Source organism: Lelliottia jeotgali, assembly GCF_016771845.1.
Classification (GTDB): Bacteria; Pseudomonadota; Gammaproteobacteria; order Enterobacterales; family Enterobacteriaceae; genus Enterobacter; species Enterobacter jeotgali.
Window position 1 is genome coordinate 332767 of sequence record NZ_JAENMQ010000003.1, and the last position, 21333, is coordinate 354099.

The 21333-nt window shown below is 54.2% G+C and carries 14 protein-coding genes; 5 read left to right on the forward strand and 9 right to left on the reverse strand.

The window, feature by feature from the left end; genetic code table 11:
• Positions 1-51: 51 nt before the first annotated feature.
• Entirely contained in the window at positions 52-2664 is a 2613-nt protein-coding gene (gene pepN, locus JBO43_RS10445; RefSeq protein ID WP_202674257.1) for an aminopeptidase N, read from the reverse strand.
• Positions 2665-2929: 265 nt separating this feature from the next.
• On the opposite strand from pepN, the gene pncB reads away from it, so the two are divergent.
• The 4 genes from pncB (at position 2930) to aspC (ending at position 8841) form a co-directional block, all read left to right on the forward strand.
• Complete coding sequence (pncB, locus tag JBO43_RS10450; protein WP_095281460.1) at positions 2930-4132, forward strand: nicotinate phosphoribosyltransferase; 1203 nt, start codon at positions 2930-2932, stop codon at positions 4130-4132.
• A 166-nt stretch (positions 4133-4298) separates the two neighbouring features.
• Complete coding sequence (gene asnS / locus JBO43_RS10455) at positions 4299-5699, forward strand: asparagine--tRNA ligase (RefSeq protein ID WP_095281459.1); 1401 nt, start codon at positions 4299-4301, stop codon at positions 5697-5699.
• 609 nt (positions 5700-6308) lie between these two features.
• Entirely contained in the window at positions 6309-7466 is a 1158-nt protein-coding gene (locus tag JBO43_RS10460; protein ID WP_165790622.1) for a porin, read from the forward strand.
• Positions 7467-7650: 184 nt separating this feature from the next.
• Positions 7651-8841, forward strand: coding sequence for an aspartate transaminase (gene aspC / locus JBO43_RS10465; RefSeq protein ID WP_095281456.1), 1191 nt, complete (start codon positions 7651-7653; stop codon positions 8839-8841).
• Between the two features lie 74 nt (positions 8842-8915).
• Here the strand turns inward: aspC and JBO43_RS10470 are convergent, their stop codons facing one another.
• The 7 genes from JBO43_RS10470 to cmoM form a co-directional block, all read right to left on the reverse strand.
• Positions 8916-9563 carry an MBL fold metallo-hydrolase gene (locus JBO43_RS10470; protein ID WP_095281455.1) on the reverse strand — a complete coding sequence of 216 codons (648 nt, stop codon included), beginning with the start codon at positions 9561-9563 and terminating at the stop codon, positions 8916-8918.
• Between the two features lie 15 nt (positions 9564-9578).
• Entirely contained in the window at positions 9579-10130 is a 552-nt protein-coding gene (locus tag JBO43_RS10475; protein WP_167381229.1) for a peptidoglycan L,D-endopeptidase MepK, read from the reverse strand.
• A 175-nt stretch (positions 10131-10305) separates the two neighbouring features.
• Positions 10306-12129: a L,D-transpeptidase LdtD gene (ldtD, locus tag JBO43_RS10480; RefSeq protein WP_202674258.1), complete on the reverse strand. Its 1824-nt coding sequence runs from the start codon at positions 12127-12129 to the stop codon at positions 10306-10308.
• Positions 12130-12310: 181 nt separating this feature from the next.
• Positions 12311-16759 (reverse strand): chromosome partition protein MukB, encoded by a 4449-nt coding sequence (gene mukB, locus JBO43_RS10485; protein ID WP_202674259.1) that lies wholly within the window; start codon positions 16757-16759, stop codon positions 12311-12313.
• Entirely contained in the window at positions 16759-17463 is a 705-nt protein-coding gene (mukE, locus tag JBO43_RS10490) for a chromosome partition protein MukE (protein ID WP_202674260.1), read from the reverse strand. The genes mukB and mukE overlap by 1 nt, the downstream gene beginning before the upstream one ends.
• Entirely contained in the window at positions 17444-18766 is a 1323-nt protein-coding gene (gene mukF / locus JBO43_RS10495) for a chromosome partition protein MukF (RefSeq protein WP_095281450.1), read from the reverse strand. The genes mukE and mukF overlap by 20 nt, the downstream gene beginning before the upstream one ends.
• A 3-nt stretch (positions 18767-18769) precedes the next feature.
• Positions 18770-19549: a tRNA uridine 5-oxyacetic acid(34) methyltransferase CmoM gene (gene cmoM, locus JBO43_RS10500; RefSeq protein ID WP_103946823.1), complete on the reverse strand. Its 780-nt coding sequence runs from the start codon at positions 19547-19549 to the stop codon at positions 18770-18772.
• A gap of 124 nt (positions 19550-19673) precedes the next feature.
• Here cmoM and elyC point away from each other — a divergent pair, with 124 nt between their 5' ends.
• Positions 19674-20453, forward strand: coding sequence for an envelope biogenesis factor ElyC (elyC, locus tag JBO43_RS10505; protein ID WP_202674261.1), 780 nt, complete (start codon positions 19674-19676; stop codon positions 20451-20453).
• Here elyC and JBO43_RS10510 read toward each other — a convergent pair.
• On the reverse strand, positions 20430-21323 hold the full coding sequence (locus JBO43_RS10510; protein ID WP_095281448.1) for a YcbJ family phosphotransferase: 894 nt from the start codon (positions 21321-21323) through the stop codon (positions 20430-20432). The two genes, elyC and JBO43_RS10510, sit on opposite strands and share 24 nt — an antisense overlap.
• Positions 21324-21333 lie beyond the last annotated feature (10 nt).

A 21333-nucleotide genomic window follows, 5' to 3' on the forward strand; every position in this document is an offset into this window, starting at 1 on the left:
CGAGGGAGAAAACACTAAAAACGGCAACTTGCGTTGCCGTTTTGCATTTACCTACGCCAGCGCCTTCGTAATCTTCTCGAACAGATCGCCCGACAGATTTTCCAGCCCTTTCAACTGCTCCAGCGCGGCGCGCATTTTCGCCTGGCGCGACGCATCGTAACGTTTCAGACGGATCAGCGGCTCAATCAGACGCGACGCCACCTGCGGGTTGCGACTGTTCAGCTCGGTCAGCATTTCCACCATAAACTGATAACCACTGCCATCTTCTGCATGGAACGCTGCCGGATTGCTGCTGGCAAACGCGCCAATCAGAGAACGCACGCGGTTCGGATTGCTCATGGTGAAAGAGCGGTGCTTCAGCAGGCTGCGCACCGTGCTAAGAACATCCGCTGACGGGCTGGTGGATTGCAGAATAAACCACTTATCCATAACCAGACCATCCTGATGCCACTTGTCATCGTACTCTTGCATCAGCGTATCGCGGCACGGCAACTCAGCCGCCACGCTTGCCGCCAGAGCTGCCAATGCGTCGGTCATGTTATCGGCGTCGTGATACTGCTTGCTGACCAGCGTATTTGCCAGTTCCGCGTCACCGAAGGCCAGATAGCGCAGGCAGGTATTACGCAGAGAACGCTTGCCGATATCGGCGTGTTCCACACGGTATTGGTCGAGCTTGTTGGCGTTGTAAATTGCCAGGAACTCGTCGGCCAGCTCAGTCGCCAGCGTACGGGTCAGAGCTTCACGCACAGCGGTAATCGCGATCGGATCGATAACCTCGAACAGCTCGGCGATTTCGTTTGCGGATGGCAGGGTCAGAATCTCTGCGGCCAGCGCCGGATCGATTTTCTCATCCAAAAGGATCGCGCGGAACGCATCGGCAACATGCACAGGCAGCGACAGCGGCTGTCCTTGCTGGTGACGGTTGACGTTCAGTTTGATGTAGGTCGCCAGCAGACTCTGCGCAGCATCCCAGCGGGAGAAATCATTGCGCGCATGACGCATCAGGAAAGTAAGCTGCTGATCGCTCCACTTATATTCCAGTTTCACAGGGGCAGAGAATTCGCACAGCAGCGCCGGAACCGGCTGGAAGTAGACATTATCAAAGATAAAGGTCTGCTCCGCCTGGGTCACATTCAGCACGTGATGCACAGGATGACCGCCCTTCTGCAGCGGAATCACTTTACCTTCGTTGTCATACAGCTCGATGCTGAACGGAATGTGCAGCGGGTGTTTCTCTTCCTGCTCGGCGGTTGGCGGCGTGCGCTGGCTGATGGTCAGGGTGTACTGCTCGGTTTCAGGATTGTAGTCGTCTTTGACGGTGACAATCGGCGTCCCGGCCTGGCTGTACCAGCGGCGGAAATGGGACAGATCGACGTTGGACGCGTCTTCCATCGCCTGAACGAAATCGTCGCAGGTGGCTGCGCTGCCGTCGTGACGTTCGAAATAGAGCTGCATTCCTTTCTGGAAGTTCTCTTCACCGAGCAAAGTGTGGATCATGCGAATGATTTCAGAACCTTTCTCGTACACCGTCAGGGTGTAGAAGTTGTTCATCTCAATCACTTTGTCCGGGCGAATCGGGTGCGCCATCGGGCTGGCGTCTTCAGCGAACTGCAGGCCACGCATGGTGCGCACGTTGCTGATGCGATTGACAGCGCGTGAACCCAAATCGGAGCTGAACTCCTGGTCACGGAACACGGTCAGGCCTTCTTTCAGGCTCAACTGGAACCAGTCGCGGCAGGTCACGCGGTTGCCGGTCCAGTTGTGGAAATACTCGTGGCCGATGACGCGTTCGATATCGAGGTAGTCTTTATCGGTCGCAGTGTCGGTACGCGCCAGCACGTATTTGGAGTTAAAGACGTTCAGGCCTTTGTTCTCCATCGCGCCCATATTAAAGAAGTCGACGGCAACGATCATATAGATGTCGAGATCGTATTCCAGGCCGAAACGCTCTTCGTCCCACTTCATGGAGTTGATTAATGAGGTCATTGCCCACGGTGCGCGGTCAAGGTTGCCGCGATCGACAAACAGCTCCAGCGCTACGTCGCGACCGGAACGGGTTTTGAAGGTATCGCGCAGAACGTCGAAATCACCCGCCACCAGCGCAAACAGATAGCACGGTTTTGGGAATGGATCTTGCCATTGGGTCCAGTGACGACCGTTTTCCAGCTCGCCCTGCCCGACGCGGTTACCGTTGGAGAGCAGGTACGGATAAAGTTTTTTATCGGCAATGATTTTGGTGGTGAAACGCGCCAGAACGTCAGGGCGGTCCAGATACCAGGTAATATGGCGGAAACCTTCGGCTTCGCACTGAGTGCAAAGCGCCACGCCTGATTGATACAGACCTTCCAGCGCCGTATTGGACGCAGGGCTGATTTCGGTCACGATGCGCAGGGAGAAACGCTCTGGCAGATTGTTAATGACCAGCTGACCCTCTTCTTCTTTATAGTCGGTCCACGCTTCGTCGTTCACGTGCACGGAGACCAGCGTCAGGTCTTCACCGTCGAGGCGCAGCGGTACAGCCGTCGCACTTTGGCGTGTGACCTGGCTTATGGCCGTAACAACGGTTTTGGTGGCATCCAGGTCAAAAGTCAGATCGATATCGCTAATCAGGTATTCCGGCGCACGGTAGTCGTGGCGGTATTTGGCTTGTGGCTGTTGTGTCATAGAAAACCTTATGCATCGTTTGTCGAATAACGAATCCAGTCTATTCCTGTTGCACAAAACGCGCTACGCAGAATGTTCATCTTTTCAGGGAGAAAACCCATTTTTGCTACATTTGTATAACACGAGGCACAAAATGCACTCGACCATAACGGCAGCTTATGTTGTGATCGGGGTTCAATAAATCGCTAAACAAGGTATACTCCAGCGGTTTCAATAGTTGTTTATTGTACTAAACGCTCCCGTGAGAGGATGCTACTGCGCACCTATGACTCAATTCGCTTCCCCTGTTCTGCATACACTGCTGGATACCGATGCGTATAAACTGCATATGCAGCAAGCCGTTTTTCACCATTACTATGATGTACAAGTAGCGGCTGAATTCCGCTGCCGTGGTGATGACTTGCTCGGTATTTACGCTGATACGATCCGTGAACAGGTCGATGCCATGCAGCATCTGACTCTGCAGGACGACGAATACCAGTGGCTCTCTGGCCTCCCCTTCTTTAAAGCCGACTATTTAGACTGGCTGCGCGATTTCCGCTACAACCCCGAACAGGTCACCGTCACCAATAATAATGGTCGACTGCACATTCGCCTTTCCGGGCCGTGGCGGGAAGTGATCATGTGGGAAGTGCCACTGCTGGCGGTGATCAGCGAGATTGTGCACCGCTACCGTTCACCAGAAGTGGGCGTTGAGCAGGCGCTGGAATCGCTCGAAAGCAAGCTGGTTGATTTCAATCGGATGACGGAATCGGTGGATATGTCCCGTTTTCGTCTTATGGATTTCGGTACCCGCCGTCGTTTCTCTCGCGAAGTGCAGCAGGCCATCGTTGAACGTTTGCAGCAGGAGCCGTGGTTTGTCGGCACCAGTAACTACGATTTAGCGCGTCGTCGCAACCTGACGCCGATGGGCACCCAGGCCCACGAATGGTTCCAGGCGCACCAGCAAATCAGCCCCGATCTCGCCACCAGCCAGCGTGCCGCGCTCGCCGCCTGGCTTGAAGAATATCCGGATCAGCTGGGTATTGCCCTTACGGACTGTATTACGATGGACGCTTTCCTGCGTGACTTCGGCCCGGAATTTGCCGACCGCTATCAAGGCCTGCGCCATGATTCCGGGGACCCGGTTGAATGGGGTGAAAAAGCCATCGCTCACTATCAAAAGCTGGGCATTGATCCGCTCACTAAAGTGCTGGTTTTCTCCGATAATTTAGATCTCTCAAAAGCGGTCGATCTTTATCGCCAGTTCTCTTCCCGCGTTAACCTGAGCTTTGGTATTGGCACACGCCTGACCTGCGATATCCCCCAGGTAAAACCGCTGAATATCGTGATTAAACTGGTGGAATGTAACGGCAAGCCGGTGGCGAAGCTTTCTGACAGTCCCGGCAAAACCATCTGTCATGACAAAGCCTTCGTGCGTGCACTGCGTAAAGCCTTCGATCTGCCACAGATTAAGAAAGCCAGTTAATCCTCTCCACGGGGGCTTTCCGGCCCCCTGTCTCATTTTTTTCTAATTTCTTCTCTTTTCTCTGCGAAATCTGCTTGTCTGATGGCGGATGCCAGGTAACATAGATATCCCCCCTATAAGGGCGGACAAATATCTATTTTTTCCGACTATTAACAGAGAGAATATTATGAGCGTTGTGCCTGTAGCCGACGTACTCCAGGGCCGCGTCGCCGTTGACCAAGAAGTCACCGTGCGCGGATGGGTGCGTACTCGCCGAGATTCTAAAGCTGGCATCTCCTTCCTCGCCGTCTATGACGGTTCCTGCTTTGATCCTGTACAGGCCGTAATTAATAATTCTCTGCCCAATTACAATGACGAAGTTCTGCGCCTGACCACCGGTTGTTCCGTTATCGTGACCGGTACTGTCGTTGCGTCTCCAGGACAGGGCCAGAGCTTTGAGCTGCAGGCAACATCGGTAGAAGTTACCGGCTGGGTTGAAGATCCGGATACCTATCCGATGGCGGCAAAACGTCACAGCATCGAGTATCTGCGTGAAGTGGCTCACCTGCGCCCGCGTACCAACATGATCGGCGCAGTTGCTCGCGTACGTCATACGCTGGCTCAGGCGCTGCACCGTTTCTTCCACGAGCAGGGCTACTTCTGGGTATCTACCCCGCTGATTACCGCATCCGATACCGAAGGTGCTGGAGAGATGTTCCGCGTTTCGACGCTGGATCTGGAAAACTTACCGCGCACGCCAGAAGGCAAAGTTGATTTCGACCAGGACTTCTTCGGTAAAGAAGCATTCCTGACCGTATCTGGCCAGCTGAATGGTGAGACGTACGCTTGTGCCCTGTCCAAAATCTACACCTTCGGCCCAACCTTCCGTGCTGAAAACTCCAACACCAGCCGCCACCTGGCGGAATTCTGGATGCTGGAGCCTGAAGTGGCGTTTGCCGATCTGAATGATGTAGCGGGTCTGGCTGAAGCCATGCTGAAGTATGTGTTCAAAGCGGTTCTGGAAGAACGTCCTGACGACATGAAATTCTTCGCTGAGCGCGTTGACAGCGATGCGGTCGCCCGTCTGGAGCGCTTCGTCTCTACGGACTTCGCACAGGTGGATTACACCGATGCGGTGGCAATCCTCGAAAAATGCGGAGAGAAATTCGAGAACCCGGTTTACTGGGGTGTGGATTTGTCTTCCGAGCATGAGCGCTACCTGGCTGAGAAACACTTCAAAGCACCGGTGGTCGTGAAAAACTATCCGAAAGACATTAAGGCCTTCTACATGCGCCTTAACGAAGACGGTAAAACCGTTGCTGCAATGGATGTTCTCGCCCCTGGCATCGGTGAAATTATCGGTGGTTCCCAGCGTGAAGAGCGCCTGGACGTGCTCGACGCCCGTATGGAAGAGATGGGCCTGAATCCAGCCGATTACAGCTGGTACCGCGACCTGCGCCGTTATGGCACCGTGCCACACTCCGGTTTTGGTCTGGGCTTCGAGCGTCTGATTGCCTACGTCACCGGCGTGCAGAACGTGCGTGATGTTATTCCGTTCCCACGTACGCCACGCAACGCCAGTTTCTAAACGCAACTATTAATAACGGCCAGCAACTGCTGGCCGTTATTTTATTCTGCACTGTCAATTTATGTCAGCCGAAAGTCAGTAAATTCCAATTGCAACCCCGCCAAATATTCCACCTGTTACGTTTTATTTCCACGAAACATCTACGAACAAAAAATAAACCGCATTCTTATTGCGCCTAATGCTACTGAAATGCTTTAGCACAAAAAACAGACACAATCTCGGCCTTCCGGATGGCTAATGTATACAATAAGAAAAAACGCGTTGTTTAACATCTGTTGATATGAAATGCCTTTATCAAAATTAAACATAAGCAATTCATATATATAGGAATGGGTTAGCCGTTTAATTCAGCAATCAGTTCTGAAATTTGAGGTGCTTCACAAAGTTCCCAATATTTCACATTTAGTTACACATTATTTCTTTTTGTTACTCAATCTTTATCTTTGTAGCACTTTCAGGCTAGCGAAACGGTTATATGAATGGAAAGATGCCTGTCAGATACATAAAGACACCAAACTCTCATCAATAGTTCCGGAAATATTTATTGACAGAATTTATTGACGGCAGTGGCGAGTGTCATAAAAAAACCAATGAGGGTAATAAATAATGATGAAGCGCAATATTCTGGCAGTGGTTATCCCTGCTCTGCTGGTAGCCGGTGCAGCAAACGCTGCAGAAATCTATAACAAAAACGGCAACAAACTGGACTTCTACGGTAAAGCTGTAGGCGAACACATTTGGACCACCAACGGTGACACCAGCAACGAAGACACCACCTATGCCCGTATCGGCTTCAAAGGTGAAACCCAGATCAACGACCAGATCACTGGTTATGGTCACTGGGAATACAATATGGATGCTTCCAACGCTGAAGGTTCACAGGGTACTAAAACCCGTCTGGCATTCGCTGGCCTGAACTTCGGTGACGCAGGTTCCCTGGATTACGGTCGTAACTACGGCGCAATCTACGATGCTGCGGCTTATACCGATATGCTGGTTGAGTGGGGCGGTGACTCTTGGGTTGCTACCGACAACTTCATGAACGGCCGTGCATCTGGCTTGCTGACCTACCGTAACAGCAACTTCTTCGGTCTGGTTGATGGCCTGGCTATCGCCTTGCAGTACCAGGGTAAAAACGACCGCAGCAATGCGATCGCAGCGACCTACAATGACAACGGCCAGCTGATCAACATCGGTCGTGGCGGTAACGGCGCTAAAGGTAACGGCGACGGCTTCAGCTCTTCTGTACAATATGATTTCGGCGAAGGCTTCGGTCTGGCAGCGGGTTATGAAACTGCTGACCGTACCAACGAGCAGGTTGCAGCTGGCACCTCTGCTGATTGGGCAAGCGCAGGCGGCGATCGTGCTGAAGCATGGTCAACTGCTGCTAAATACGATGCAAACAACGTGTATGCAGCTGTTCAGTACGCTGAAACCACAAACATGACTCGTGAAGCTGACAACAACTTCGCGAACAAAACTCAGAACATCGAAGCGGTTGTTCAGTACCAGTTCGACTTCGGTCTGCGTCCATCCCTGGGCTACGTTCAGTCCAAAGGTAAAGACCTGAAAGCACGTGGCACCTTCAACGGTGGCGATGCTGACCTGGTTAAATACATCGAAGTGGGTACCTGGTACTACTTCAACAAAAACATGAACGTGTACGCTGCGTACAAATTCAACCTGCTGGACGACAACTCTTACTCTGAATCTGCTGGTCTGGCGACTGACGACCAGGCAGCAGTGGGTATCGTTTACCAGTTCTAATAAGCAGCCCTCTCTGCTAAATGCCTAGAAAACAGGACTTCGGTCCTGTTTTTTTTATGGCTGAAGTAAAAAATGGCGACTTTTGAAAAGGCGCACGCTTTTTGTCGCAAACGGTTGGCATTTTGTAAATCTACCGTTAACCTGATAGCGGATTTCACTTCTGTAATCACAATGGAACCTCGTCATGTTTGAGAACATTACCGCCGCCCCTGCCGACCCTATTCTGGGCCTGGCCGATCTGTTTCGTGCCGATGACCGCCCTGGAAAAATAAACCTGGGTATTGGTGTCTATAAAGATGAAACCGGTAAAACTCCGGTTCTGACTAGCGTCAAAAAAGCCGAGCAGTATCTGCTGGAAAATGAAAACACCAAAAACTACCTCGGTATCGACGGTATTCCGGAATTTGGTCGTTGCACTCAGGAACTGCTGTTTGGAAAAGGCAGCACGCTTATTAGCGATAAACGTGCTCGCACAGCCCAAACGCCTGGCGGTACTGGCGCACTTCGCGTCGCAGCGGATTTCCTCGCGAAGAATACCTCTGTGAAACGCGTTTGGGTAAGCAATCCGAGCTGGCCGAACCACAAGAGCGTGTTTAACTCTGCGGGTCTGGAAGTGCGTGAATATGCTTATTATGACGCGGCGAACCATACTCTTGACTTCGACGGCCTACTGGCTAGCCTGAGCGAAGCACAGGCCGGTGACGTAGTGCTGTTCCACGGCTGCTGCCACAACCCAACCGGTATCGATCCGACGCTGGAACAGTGGGAACAACTGGCGAAACTCTCCGTAGAGAAAGGCTGGCTGCCGCTGTTCGACTTCGCCTATCAGGGCTTCGCACGTGGTCTGGAAGAAGATGCTGAAGGTCTGCGTGCTTTTGCCGCTGTTCATCAGGAACTGATCGTGGCGAGTTCTTATTCCAAGAACTTTGGTCTGTATAATGAGCGCGTGGGTGCCTGTACGCTGGTGGCTGCCGATGAGCAAACCGTTGATCGTGCCTTCAGCCAGATGAAATCTGTCATTCGCGCCAACTACTCTAACCCACCGGCGCACGGCGCTTCTGTCGTGGCGACAATCCTGAGCAATGACGCGCTGCGCGCCATCTGGGAACAGGAACTGAACGACATGCGTCAGCGCATTCAGCGCATGCGTCTGCTGTTCGTGAACACGCTGGCTGAGAAAGGCGCGGACCGCGACTTTAGCTTTATCATCAAACAAAATGGGATGTTCTCGTTCAGCGGCCTGACTAAAGAACAAGTTCTGCGTCTGCGCGAAGAGTTTGGTGTGTACGCTGTGGCTTCAGGACGTGTGAACGTGGCAGGTATGACGCCAGACAACATGGCCCCGCTGTGCGAAGCCATTGTCGCTGTGCTGTAAAAGTCTTTCGGGTGGCGCTTGCGCTTGCCCGACCTACAAAAAAGCCTGCAATGTGCAGGCTTTTTTAATGGGATTTACCAGACAGGCATTTCATCCTGCAGGAACGGGTTATGTGCCCGCTCATATCCTAACGTCGACATCGGGCCATGCCCTGCAATAAACGTCACGTCATCGCCCAACGGCAATAGCTTCTGCTTAATTGACTGGATCAGCTGACCGTGGTCACCGCGCGGGAAATCGCTGCGTCCTACGCCGCCTTTGAAAATCACGTCGCCAGAAATGAGCAAGCGTGATTGAGCATCAAAGAAGACGATATGCCCCGGCGTATGGCCAGGACAGTGCAATACCTGTAGCGTCACGTTTCCGACATTAACGCTCTCGCCTTCGTTTAACCAGCGATCGGGCGTCAGTGGCTGACACTCATCAAGGCCAAACATACGGCTTTGGGCAGGCAACCCTTGCAGCCAGAACTCATCTTCTTTTTCCGGTCCAATCACTGGCACACCGTAATGTTGCGCCAGCTCTGCCGCAGCCCCCACATGGTCAAGATGGCCATGGGTCAGCAAAATCTGCATCAGCGTCACGCCGGACGCCTCGACTTCCTGCTTGATTTTCTCGGCATCTCCGCCGGGATCGACAAGCGCGGCCAGTTTAGTTTGTTCGCACCAGATTAATGAACAGTTCTGGGAGAACGCAGTCACCGGAATAATACGATAGTTCATACTGCTCCTTCATTATTACCAGTGCCGTGTCGGCCCGGTATCAATATGCACAAAGTTGCTACGTGGGTAATATCCTACACCACCTGCGCGCATAGATAACGCGGCTTTGCGAATATTGGCTAATGAAACGCCTTCAATATGGAAATCCATCGCCTGTCCTTTAGTGTGATAGCTTTTTTTAGCTACCCCACGGCTATGGGCGCGCAGTTCGTTATTGGTATCAATAGAACGATAACCGGAAACGAGTTGCACCGGCTTGCGGGTTCCGAGCAGGCCCTGGAGGCGGAATAGCTGATCAAATAATCCTGGATCGATGGTCTTTATTTTATTCGCGCGGTAGTCGCGGAAAAAATGGTTGAGTCTTGCTAATTCATCCTGAATATAGCCTCTGCCATCGAAAAACTCCGCTTTCAACGTCTCACCGGTGTGAAGATTGTTGAGCGTTAAAATACGCGGACGTGGTGTCGAGAGGGTGGCAAATGCTGGCGTCGGTAAGATGGCCGCTGCGCCCAGCGCAACACCACCTAGCGCCAGCAGCTTGCGGCGATTAGCGTCAAATTTGTCCATGATAATCAGGTCTACAGGTCAATGTTATCGTAAATATGCTTAGCGCACGAAGGGCACCTTAACCGCCTGAACAGCCCGCGTCAAGGCACCCAACCCCAGTAAAGACGGGGCTTGTAGCGATATGCCCCCTTCTCTACCATAACTTACGACAATCAATTTCCTCGAACTACTTCATTTACCTGATTAATTGTTCAGCTTTTGACAAAATTTGTGCGCCGGATCGCGCTGTGAGATCGTAATTGTAAATATCTGTACGATATTGGGTCCGTCCATCTTCGCCAACAAACGCCGTCAGATAGTAAAGATTGACGGGAATGTTTTGTCGAATATTAACGTAGCGAGTATTCCCTTCTTTAAGCGCATCGGATATCCGGGTGTCGTTCCAGCCCGCATCACCCAGCAGCATATTGGCCAGTTCAGAGGCTTTATTGACGCGAACACAACCCGAACTCAGGGCACGTGTGTCTTTCTGGAACAGGTTATGGTTTGGCGTATCGTGCAGATAGATGGCATCTGAGCTCGGCATGTTGAACTTGTATCGACCCAAGGAGTTACGCTCACCCGGCGCTTGCTGGAAGCGGAAAGGCAAATTCGACGCCGTGATCGTTGACCAGTCGACCTGGTACGGGTCAATCGGCTGGTTGCTGTTCCAGCCACGCATCATTGTGTAGCCGTGACGTTCAAGATAGCCGGGGTCATTCCATACTTTCGGCAGAATATCTTTACGCGCGAGGGTCGGCGGTACGTTCCACGGCGGGTTCACCACCACATTATTCAGCGCACTGCTCATCATTGGCGTTTTGCGATCCGGGCGCCCGACAATAACTCTCGAGGCCAGCACTTCGCTACCATTCTGGTAATAGACCAGCGAATAGGCCGGAATATTAACCATAATCCCGGTCGATAATGTCCCTGGCAGCAGACGTAAACGCTGAATGTTCAGCGCCAGCACACCAGCACGCTGCGCAGGAGAAACATTCAGCCAATCGCGCGTTGACTGCCCAATAACACCGTCTGCACCCAGGCCCTGAGCCGCCTGAAACGCTTTCACTTCGGCGACCAGTTCACGATCGTAAGCTGCGGGTTTGTCGGGTGTTACAGCTGATTTCTTCTTCACGATAGGTGCTGATGGACTGACCACTACGCTTTGGGGATCATCACCCGGCAGCGCGATTTTCGCCCCTGCGTCAGACTCCCCCGAACGCCGGAGAATTTCACGCAGCGCCGGGACATCGCTACTCCACTGACCAGGACGCAGACTGGCGGTGCTTTTCAGCTGAGGCCAGGGACGCGAATCGGCTACCAGTCGGAGTAACGACTGGTGCATCGTGGCATACTGCGGATGCGCCGGAGCAAGGCTTGCGATAAAGCGTGGGAGCGTCCCTTTATCCAGCGCCACTTGCCACTGGTTGATCACTGACAGCGCAGGTGTAGCCAGCTTGTAGGGCTTCTCACTGTACAGCCAGCGGTTGCCATTGACCGGAATCCCCGCCACAAAATGCAGATAACCCATCATAGCGTCAGCAAGAACAACGTCGCGCGCATTCCCGGTGACGGTCGGATCGGTCAGAAGCTCCACCCAAGCGGTAAATTGCGGTTGGAAACCCGCGATAGCGACTTCCGCCAGCTGCTGCTGGAAGGCACGCACCGCCTCACGATCGTCCCACATCGGTTTCATATCGCGCGCGGCATACAGTAAAGTCAGCTGATTGAGATAGGCGGGTGTGTAACCCGAAGGCAGCCCGGATTGCAGCTGCTGGCGCAGCGCCTGCGTATCAACATTGGCTGGCAGCGGTTTGATCCCGGCCATGATTGCGGTCGCGGGAGATTGCTCCAGCGGTTGCAGCAGCGCAGTTGGCTGAGCCCCCATCGTAGCGGAACTGTCGACCGGAACCACTTCAGGCTCATCGGCCTGCGCGTTAAACAGTGGAGCGAATAGTAACGTCAGGCACACACTCAGTGCGGACAGCTGACGACTTTGAATTTTCTTTAGCAACATCCCTTGCCCCCTGTTTGCTTTACGACCTGCCCACAACACCGGGGCTTTTCTTCATTATAGAAAGGCATACACGCAACTGCCTTGCCTTATGTAAAGAAGTTTAAAGATAACGCAGCCCTGAACGCAAGTTAAGCAAATAAAAAGGGCAGCACCTGTGTGCCGCCCTTTTCATCAAAACGCTTTAGGAAGCGTCAGCCGTTCCGGGTAACGACTCTGGCGGCTGCGGGGCAAAACCGCGCAGCCCGACGACGTGAACATGTTCCGTATTGTTGAACACCTTACGCACCAGCTTGTAGGTCGTGCCTTTCTCCGGGCTGATGTTCTCAGGTGCAGCGATGATCAGCTGCATATCCAGACGGTCGCACAACTCAAACAGCGTAGCGATGGAACGGGCATCCAGACGCGCGGCTTCATCGAGGAACAGCAGACGGCACGGAGAAATATCTTTCCCGCGCAGACGACGCGCTTCATCTTCCCAGCTCTGGACAACCATCACCAGAATCGACATCCCGGTGCCGATCGCTTCCCCGGTAGACAGCGCGCCGGATTCCGCACGCAGCCAGCCGTCAGAACCACGGTTAACCTCAACTTCCATTTCCAGATAATTACGGTAGTCCAGCAGCTCTTCACCGATGGTTTGCGGCGTACGTTGCCCCATATCGATCTGCGGATTAAGGCGCTGATAGAGTTTCGCCAGCGCTTCCGAGAAGGTCAGACGGTTGCTGTTAAACAGGTCCTGATGCTGCTCGTGCTGTTCAGAAAGCACATCCAGCAGAGTGGCGTGTGCTTCGCGAACATTGACGTTCAGACGCACGCTGTTGACCTGACCGAACGAGACGCTCTGCAGGCCCTGGTTGAGCATGCGAATACGGTTTTGCTCGCGCTGGATGGTTTTACGAATGATATTCGCCACGCTGCGGGAGCTGATCGCCAGCTTTTGCTCGCGGGAGGTCAGCTCTTCCGTCAGGCGACCCAGCTCGATTTCCATCTGTTCGATCGCTTCGACCGGATCGTCCGTGCGGATGATGTCCTGACGAATACGCTCGCGCAGGTGCTGATAAACCGCCACGAAGAACTGAATTTTACGCTCAGGACGTTTCGGATCTTCAGACATGCGCAGCACATCGCGCAGATGCTCGTTATCTGCCACTGCCGGGCGCAGTGCACCCAGTGCTTTATCCGACATCGAACGCAGTTCGTCACCAGACAGGTACGCCAGCTCACGACGGTGCAGACGACGTTCAACGCCGCTGTCTTTCACCAGACGCATGACCGCACACCAGCCCGCTTTGGCGGTCACAACCTGCTCGCGCATTTCGTGATAATCGCGTTCCAGCTTGCGCAGACGGCGGGTCAGGTTATCCATCTCCGCTTCGCACAGGGTCAGGGCTTTTTCCAGCTGATGACGACGGGTACGGTTATTGCTCAGCTGGCTGTGCAGTTCGTCGCGACGAATACGGGCGCGCTCTTCCGCTCCGCTGTCCGCACGAACGCCGATATCCTGCAGCTCTTTATGCAGATCGGTGAGCAGCTCTTTTTTGGTATCAAAGGAGCTTTTCAGTGACGCCAGCACCTGATTGTACTGACCGAGCTGTGCCGCGTGGCTGCGCAGGGCATCGCGGCTGCGGCTACGTTCCGCTTCCGCCTGCTCAAGACGCTGGCGCAGTTTTTCGTTCAAATCGCTGTTGCCGCTCAACATTTCTGCCGAGTCGCTGTAGCCAAAGTGCGCGCGACGCTGCACCACTTCGGTCAGCGCAAACGCCTGCTGGCGCGCATCACGCTGCACCTGCTGGGAATAGGCGTAATCTTCTTTCAGCTGTTCGTACTGTTCTGGATCGCTTTGCAGGACCGACAGCACTGGCTCCAGTTTCGCCAGCTGGTTGCCGTGCTGCTGCACAAAGCGCGCGGCTTCTTGCGCTTCATCCAGACGTTCCTGAATTTCATCCACGCGATCGGCCAGGGTTTCGTCGCCCAGCAGATTCAGACGCGGCAGGATACGGTTCAGAGCGGCGACGCCCTCTTTCGCCTGCTCAAACTGCACGCGGCTCTGCTGGTTATCATTTTCATGATTGCTCAGCGCGCGTTCCAGTTCGCCACGGCGGGTGTTCAGTTTGCGAATTTCGGCTTCAGGATCGGCCTCAAAGGCCACTGCGACATGGCTGCCGATAAAGCGGCTGAACGCCTGATGTAAACGTTGGGTTTTCTGCACGTCAAACGACAGGGTCGCAAAGCGCTCAGACAGCGTTTCACGTTCCGCATGCAGGCTTTCGATGCGGTTTTCACGCGCGGCGCGGCCAAAGATCGGCAGCGTCGGGAAGCGAGAATAACGCCACTGGCGATCGGCGACTTTCACCACCACCGCTTTTTCCAGTTCGTCTACGCTGAATACGCTGTCATCAAAGGACTGCGGGTCCCCTTCGATCAGATAGAGATCTTCCGGACATTCTTCAAGCCCTTCCAGCTGTTCAGCGATTAGCGACAAATCTGGAACGACGATCGCATGGCGGGATGGGCCATACAGCGCAGAGTAATACGGCGCATCTTCAAGGCTGACGTCGTCGTAGATTTCGGACAACAGTACGCCGCCAAAACGTTCCGCCAGCGCATTCAGACGCGCATCTTCCGCACCGCCAGGCTGACTTAAACGTTCAATTTCTTCATCGACAGCATTTTTACGCGCACCGACTTCATCGCGCTCAACAATGGCTTCGCGCTCGCGCTCAAGCAACTGTTGCAGATATTCGGTAACTTCCGAGCTGGATTCGAACTCTTCACCACACTGCTCGCTCAGCTGGTTCAGACTGCTCTGCGCCGCCAGCCAGACCGGAGCTCGTTTCAGCAAGGTCTGAGTGCGTGACTGAAGCTGTTCCAGCTCCTGGCGTAGAACCATGCGCTGCTCGCTGGCGCTGGAGACGCTGTCGGACAGCGAGGCAATACGGGCTTCCAGTTCCTGATGCAGGGTTTCAAGGGAGTCGATATCGACATGCTTACCCTGACGTTTGCAGAACTCCGCCAGAAGACGCTCGGCCTCCTGCTGTTCACGTAGACGCTGTTCCAGCTCGTTCAGACGCATGCGCAGCGGCTGAACCTGCTCCGCCAGATGGCGCTGATTAACGCCGTCACGCAGCAATTCGCGCGCCACTTCCCAGGCATCACCGCGCGCCAGCGCGCCATTTATCGCCACAACCAGCTGATAGGCCTGTTCAAACTGACTGTGCGCGGCTTGCGCGACACTCATTTTTTGATCGAGGGAAAGTAGTTTCTCCGTCGCTTCCTGTTCTTTGGCGCGGAAGGTTTCCAGCCACTCGTCGGCACTGTCCGGCGTCAGATCCGGAAGATGGCACAGCTCTTTCGCGCGTTGCAGTGCTTGTAATGCCTGGGTGTACTGGATGGCGCGGGTTTGCTGAACATCCAGCGCTTGCTGGTAGTCGGCCAGCTGGTTTTTCAGCTCATCGACTTCCAGCTCAGCGGCTTCGGCGCGGGCCTCTTTCTCTTCCTGCATGTCGGCGGCTTCTGCCACCACTTCATTTTGTTCTTCGAGGCGGATCTGCAGCTCATCGAGATCGGCTTCGTAGCGCTCGATTTTTTCCTGCTGACGCAGCGCGGTTTGCACCAGATTCAGGTGATCGCTGGCGGCCTGATAATCGGCTTCCAGATCGCCTTCCGCACCGTTGTGCTCGCCCAGTTCGCGGGCCATCTCAACGTGCTTGTACTGCTCAGCCACCAGCTGTTTGCGGGAGGTGAACAGCTCGCGGCGATACTCGAGTGCTTTATCCAGATGGATGCGGCGCTCGTTGGCGTGGCGCATATAGTCCGCCGCCACGTAGTTGGTCGCTTCGCTGATCAAATGTTTGAACAGATCGCGGTCAGACTGGGTAACCCGAATCGCTTCCAGCGTCATGCGGTTTTCGCGCAGCGCGGCTTCCATGTCCTGGAAGGCTTTTCGCACGCCGCTGTTTTCAGGCAACAGGTAGTCGCGCAGAGAGCGGGTAATGGCGCTGGAGATCCCGCCGTAAAGCGAGGCTTCGATCAGGCGATAGTATTTGCTACGGTCCGACGCAGAGCGCAGACGACGCGCAACAACGCCCAGATCGAACATCAGCGAGTGGTAATCGGTAATTGAGTTGAACTGCTTGAACTGAACGCCTTCAATCGCTTCGAGTTTATCTTTCAGCTCATTGAGAGGTAGCACACGCGCCTGGCGATCGTTCAGGGTTTCCGTCAGCAGAGATGTCGGCTGAATCGAGGTTGGCAGCCCCTGAATAGCAAACGGTTTGATGTCGACTTTACGGTCACGGCCCGCAATTTGTTGCAAACGTACGCCGACCACCACGCGTTGATGGCGGGAGTTGATCACATCCAGAACCGAGTAACAGACGCCCGCTTTCAGTTTACCGTGCAGACCTTTATCGCGGGAACCGCTTGTCGCGCCCGCTTCGGTGGTGTTACGGAAATGCAGCAGCGTCAGATCGGGGATCAGCGCCGTGACAAACGCCGCCATCGTAGTGGATTTACCCGCCCCATTACCGCCGGAGAGCGTCGTAACCAGCTCATCCAGATCGAAGGTTCGGGCGAAGAAACCGTTCCAGTTAACCAGCGTTAGTGAGCGAAATTTACCGCGTTCAATCATTATTCTTCCTCCCCGCTATCCGGCTGGCTTTCTTCATGCTCGTCATTGAGCAACAAATTGTTTTCTATCGGCATGGCTTCGCCGTCGCGGATCATGCGCAGCTGCGCTTCACGCGCGTCGTCGCCAGTACGCACATCAGCGCCAAAGCGGAACACGGATTCGGTAATGCGGAATTTGCTGCTGTCATGGCCCATAAACCAGACCATTCCCAGACGGCGCAGACGGTTCAGGGAAGTGCGTACTTTTTCCTGGAGCTTCTGACGGTCAAGGTCAGAACCGGTGGAACGGTTGTTCACCAGTTTGAGCAATTTGCCCTCATCGGCCAGGCTCAACAATTCGTCATACAACTCTTGCTGGGTGAAGATGCCTTCATTGGCCAGACGTTCTGGACTGAGATAGAGATAGCAGAGAATTTTGCCCACCATCATATCCAGCTCGGACAGCACCGAGCGCGGGATCAGCGTCGTGGAGCGCGGGCGCAGGTAGAAGAAACCTTCAGGTGCGCGGATCAGCTCAACGTTATAGCGGGCGTAGAACTCTTCCAGATATTCCTGGAAGTCCATCAGAAAAGCGTGATTATCCAGCTCGTCAAGACCAATGTGACGACCGGCACGCAGCTGGCTGTCCAGCGCCGGAAATAACGGATTTGCCAGCGCCTGGGCCAGCTTAACTGGCATCACTTGTTCAATATTTGTCAATGACATGCGCCTGTACCTTGGCTCCGTAATCGTTAATCGGCTGCCACTTCGGCGGCAGCCCGGTGAAATCTGCTTGCGCGACGCCCAGGCGCACGGCCTGGTCGACGACGATGCGGGCAATATCGAAATGGCGCGCACGCGGGTATTGCACCAGATAGTCGCGCACCACGAGACCAAGATCCAGCGGCACTTGTCTGGTTTTATAGACGGCGAGCTGTTCTTCGATCATCGCTGCAAGTTGCTCACGAATTTCGTTGAATTCTTCAAACTCCAGATCCGGCGGCAGTTCACCGGTGACCTCTTCGTCGCGCAGCGCCATCTCTTCGTCGCGCATATCCAGCAGACGATCGGCGTTGGCATAGGTCAACGCCCACGGCGCATCGAAATAATTTTGTACTGACTGGCGCAGACGTTGGGCAAACACGCGGTTTTTATCCATGTCGATCGCCGTACGGATGAATTTATGCACGTGGCGGTCATAGCCGATCCACAGGTCGATTGATTGCTGTCCCCAGCTGATAATACGGTCGAGTTTGCTTTGCAAGTCAAAGACCAGACGATCAACAAAATGCAGATCGTCATGGGCCAGCGTAGCGTCCTGAATGCGCAACAGGTTTGCCTGAAGTTTATCCCCCGCGGCTTCCAGCGTGTCCTGCAGTTCTCGCAGCGTCCCGGAGGTTTCTGACAGCAACAGCTCACAGCTGGAGATCGCTGCCCGCCAGTCTTTATTCAGCAGCTGCGCGATATCATCTTTCACCTGCTGCTGCTGTTCATCCATCAGACGCTGGGTCAGATCGATACTGTCGAAAATTTCAGCCACCGAGTACTTCAGCGGGGCGTAGACATTGCGATGCCAGTGGAATTCATCGCCATTTTCATCCGCCGCATCGGCCGCTCGTTTCAGTTCGCCCGCCACAATCGACAGCTGCATAGAGAGGCGCAGCGTAGAAAATTCTCGCTGGCGGATGTAATAGTCGGTAATGCCGATGCCCAAAGGCGTCAGACGATAGATGGCGTTTCCTTCCGCCTGCTCGCTGGTAAAGCGGTTCAGCAGACGTTGACGTACCATCTCGTTGATTGCGTTGTTGGCACGCACGCTAATGGTTTCGCTGGTTTGCTCAAACGCATCACTGACATGGCGGAACGCGTCCACCAGTTCACCCTCGCTCATTTCTCCATCCAGACGTTCGCCGTTCAGCGTGGCAACCGCCAGCAGGAATGAGAGTCTGTCTACCGGCAGCGAGATGGAGAAATCGTTTTTCCTGGCCCAGGCAACCAGTTCGGGGACTGTCTGGGAAAATTCACTCATAAATTATCCTTGCTTCTGCGGCTTGCGCGCGATGACGTGAATGTATCGCCCAAGGCTGATAAAGGGTTCCTGACGGCAATACCGCGTTTCTATTTCTGTTAACGCGTCAAGACAGTCGTGCTGTTTTTGTTTATCGCGCAGATAATCATGAAACACCCTGACGCCCGTTTTCCCGGTAATTTCCCAGCCCATCTCTTCCAGCCAGCCATAAACCTGCTGCGGATCGCGGGGGAAATCCGGCGAAAGCGTGCGCCGTTTCTTTTTATACATGCCCTGTTGTACATAGCCGAAATTGCCCACCAGTACGTTACGCATCAGCAGGCCGTTAGCATTGTAGAACATCAGCGACAATGCGCCGCCGGGTGTGAGCACAGACCACAGGGTTTTTAGCATCTCGTGCGGCTCGGCAACCCACTCCAGCACAGCATGAGACAATATCAGATCAACCTGAGATTCCAAATGCTGCGCAATGTCCTGAGCGGCGCAATGTATAAAATGCATGTTGTCGCTCACACCTTTCTCTTCTGCCGCGCGCTTCGCACGTTCGACCATTTCTGAAGAGAGATCGCAAAGCGTGACGTGATGACCACGCTGCGCCATCAAAATGGCGGTCTGGCCTTCACCGCCGCCCGCATCCAGAACCCGCAACTTTCGGTCACCAAAGGTGGCGAGCACGGTGTCGAGATCCTGCCACAGGATCGTCTGACGCAACTGCCCTTTGGTGGTGCCGTAAATGTTCCGCGAAAACTTTTCCGCGATGTCATCAAAATTGCGATCCCGCATTGGGAGAGTTCCATCCGCTAGCAGCAAAACCGCTATTTTGTCACACCCGCGCGGAGAATGAACCTCTCTGGTGTAATATCGCGTGTAATCACCTGCTGTATGGTTAAAAAAGGAACCAAAAAGGATGCTTTTTACCCTAAAGAAAATCATTGGAGGGATGATACTTCCCCTCCCTCTCCTGCTGATGTTTATTGCACTCGGGCTACTGCTGGTCTGGTTCACCCGTTTTCAACGCAGCGGTAAAATCGTCATTACGACGGGTTGGCTGGTGCTGCTGCTGTTAAGCCTGCAACCGGTGGCGGATGGGTTATTGCGCCCTATTGAAGATAAGTACCCGACGTGGCAAGGAAATCAGAAAGTGGCGTTTATCGTGGTGCTGGGTGGCGGTTACACCTGGGACGATAAATGGGCCCCGAGTTCAAACCTGATCAACAACAGTTTACCGCGCCTCAACGAAGGCATTCGGCTGTGGCTGGCTAATCCGGGTTCGAAAATGATATTCACGGGAGCCGCAGCCAAAACGAACCCTGTCAGCACGGCTGAAGCAGGAGCAAGAGTGGCGAAGTCCCTTGGCGTGCCGCGCTCTGCGATTATCACTCTCGACAATCCAAAAGACACGGAAGAAGAAGCTGCTGCGGTTAAACAGGCGATCGGCGATGCCCCGTTCCTGCTGGTGACTTCCGCCTCGCATCTTCCGCGCGCGATGATTTTCTTTGAACATGCAGGATTACATCCGTTACCCGCGCCAGCGAATCAGCTGGCCATCAATGCGCCGCTCAATCCGTGGGAGCGCGCGATCCCGTCGCCTGCATGGTTAATGCACAGCGATCGGGTCGGTTACGAAACGCTTGGACGGCTCTGGCAATGGCTTAAAGGCTCGTCAGGCGAGCCAGGGCAGGAGTGATTTCGCGGCCATGTCGAAGTTCGTGCGGTTAAACCGTCCGGTATTCACCAGCTGCGCGACTTCATCCCACAAGAGATACAGCCAGCGACGCCAGAGGAAGGATTCTGAGACTGGCGCTCGCTGTAGATAATGCCACATTAAGCTTTCTGCCAGCGCGCTTTCACCTAAGCGGAACAGTTCATATTCGCGGGGTGCCCACAGCATAATGCCCGGCCCTACCATCGCCAGAAGCTGGTCGCTACGGGCATCCTTCAGCATGCTGCGCAACGTGAAATTACCGTGAATGAGCACGCAGTTATCATTAAAGCCCTCAAACATCGCGGGCAGGCATTCACGTGTGCGGAACAGAATACGCTTATCCTGCATCGTCAGCCCGGTATTACTGAACTGGTTCAGCGTTCCCCAGAGTACTTCCACCCGTTGACGATACCAGAGCGGCCAGAGGTTTTCCTGGGTGCTGTCGACCGGTCCCACCAGTCCCTTGCTGTCCTGACGGTGCCACGAGAGCAATCCTTCTACGATCTGGTCTTTAAGCTGTTCCCAGCGGTCCGGCGTTCGTGCCGGGGCTTCGACCGGCACACCGCGCAGGCGCTCAATCAGCAGGACATCGGGGCCAGGATGTTCTTCGTGGGTCATAACGCCATAAACGGTAGGCATTCGTACCGTGCCGCTTCTCGCCAGCATGGACATTTTCCACGCCAGCTGTCGGGCGACGCCCGGTGATGAAAAGCTTCTGGCCATTAACGGCATCGGGTTTCCGTTGCTGTCATACAGCGACCACAGCGACGTATCCGCCTTCTCGCTCACGCACTCGACCCGACTGAGTGCTTCTCCCAGCAGGTGGCTCAGCTCAGCACGCAATTGTTCCATATGAGATTAC

Excerpts from the sequence above, each read along its gene's own strand:
- pepN (WP_202674257.1), bottom strand. The coding sequence starts at position 2,664 with ATGACACAACAGCCACAAGCCAAATACCGCCACGACTACCGTGCGCCG.
- pncB (WP_095281460.1), top strand. The coding sequence starts at position 2,930 with ATGACTCAATTCGCTTCCCCTGTTCTGCATACACTGCTGGATACCGAT.
- asnS (WP_095281459.1), top strand. The coding sequence starts at position 4,299 with ATGAGCGTTGTGCCTGTAGCCGACGTACTCCAGGGCCGCGTCGCCGTT.
- JBO43_RS10460 (WP_165790622.1), top strand. The coding sequence starts at position 6,309 with ATGAAGCGCAATATTCTGGCAGTGGTTATCCCTGCTCTGCTGGTAGCC.
- aspC (WP_095281456.1), top strand. The coding sequence starts at position 7,651 with ATGTTTGAGAACATTACCGCCGCCCCTGCCGACCCTATTCTGGGCCTG.
- JBO43_RS10470 (WP_095281455.1), bottom strand. The coding sequence starts at position 9,563 with ATGAACTATCGTATTATTCCGGTGACTGCGTTCTCCCAGAACTGTTCA.
- JBO43_RS10475 (WP_167381229.1), bottom strand. The coding sequence starts at position 10,130 with ATGGACAAATTTGACGCTAATCGCCGCAAGCTGCTGGCGCTAGGTGGT.
- ldtD (WP_202674258.1), bottom strand. The coding sequence starts at position 12,129 with ATGTTGCTAAAGAAAATTCAAAGTCGTCAGCTGTCCGCACTGAGTGTG.
- mukB (WP_202674259.1), bottom strand. The coding sequence starts at position 16,759 with ATGATTGAACGCGGTAAATTTCGCTCACTAACGCTGGTTAACTGGAAC.
- mukE (WP_202674260.1), bottom strand. The coding sequence starts at position 17,463 with ATGTCATTGACAAATATTGAACAAGTGATGCCAGTTAAGCTGGCCCAG.
- mukF (WP_095281450.1), bottom strand. The coding sequence starts at position 18,766 with ATGAGTGAATTTTCCCAGACAGTCCCCGAACTGGTTGCCTGGGCCAGG.
- cmoM (WP_103946823.1), bottom strand. The coding sequence starts at position 19,549 with ATGCGGGATCGCAATTTTGATGACATCGCGGAAAAGTTTTCGCGGAAC.
- elyC (WP_202674261.1), top strand. The coding sequence starts at position 19,674 with ATGCTTTTTACCCTAAAGAAAATCATTGGAGGGATGATACTTCCCCTC.
- JBO43_RS10510 (WP_095281448.1), bottom strand. The coding sequence starts at position 21,323 with ATGGAACAATTGCGTGCTGAGCTGAGCCACCTGCTGGGAGAAGCACTC.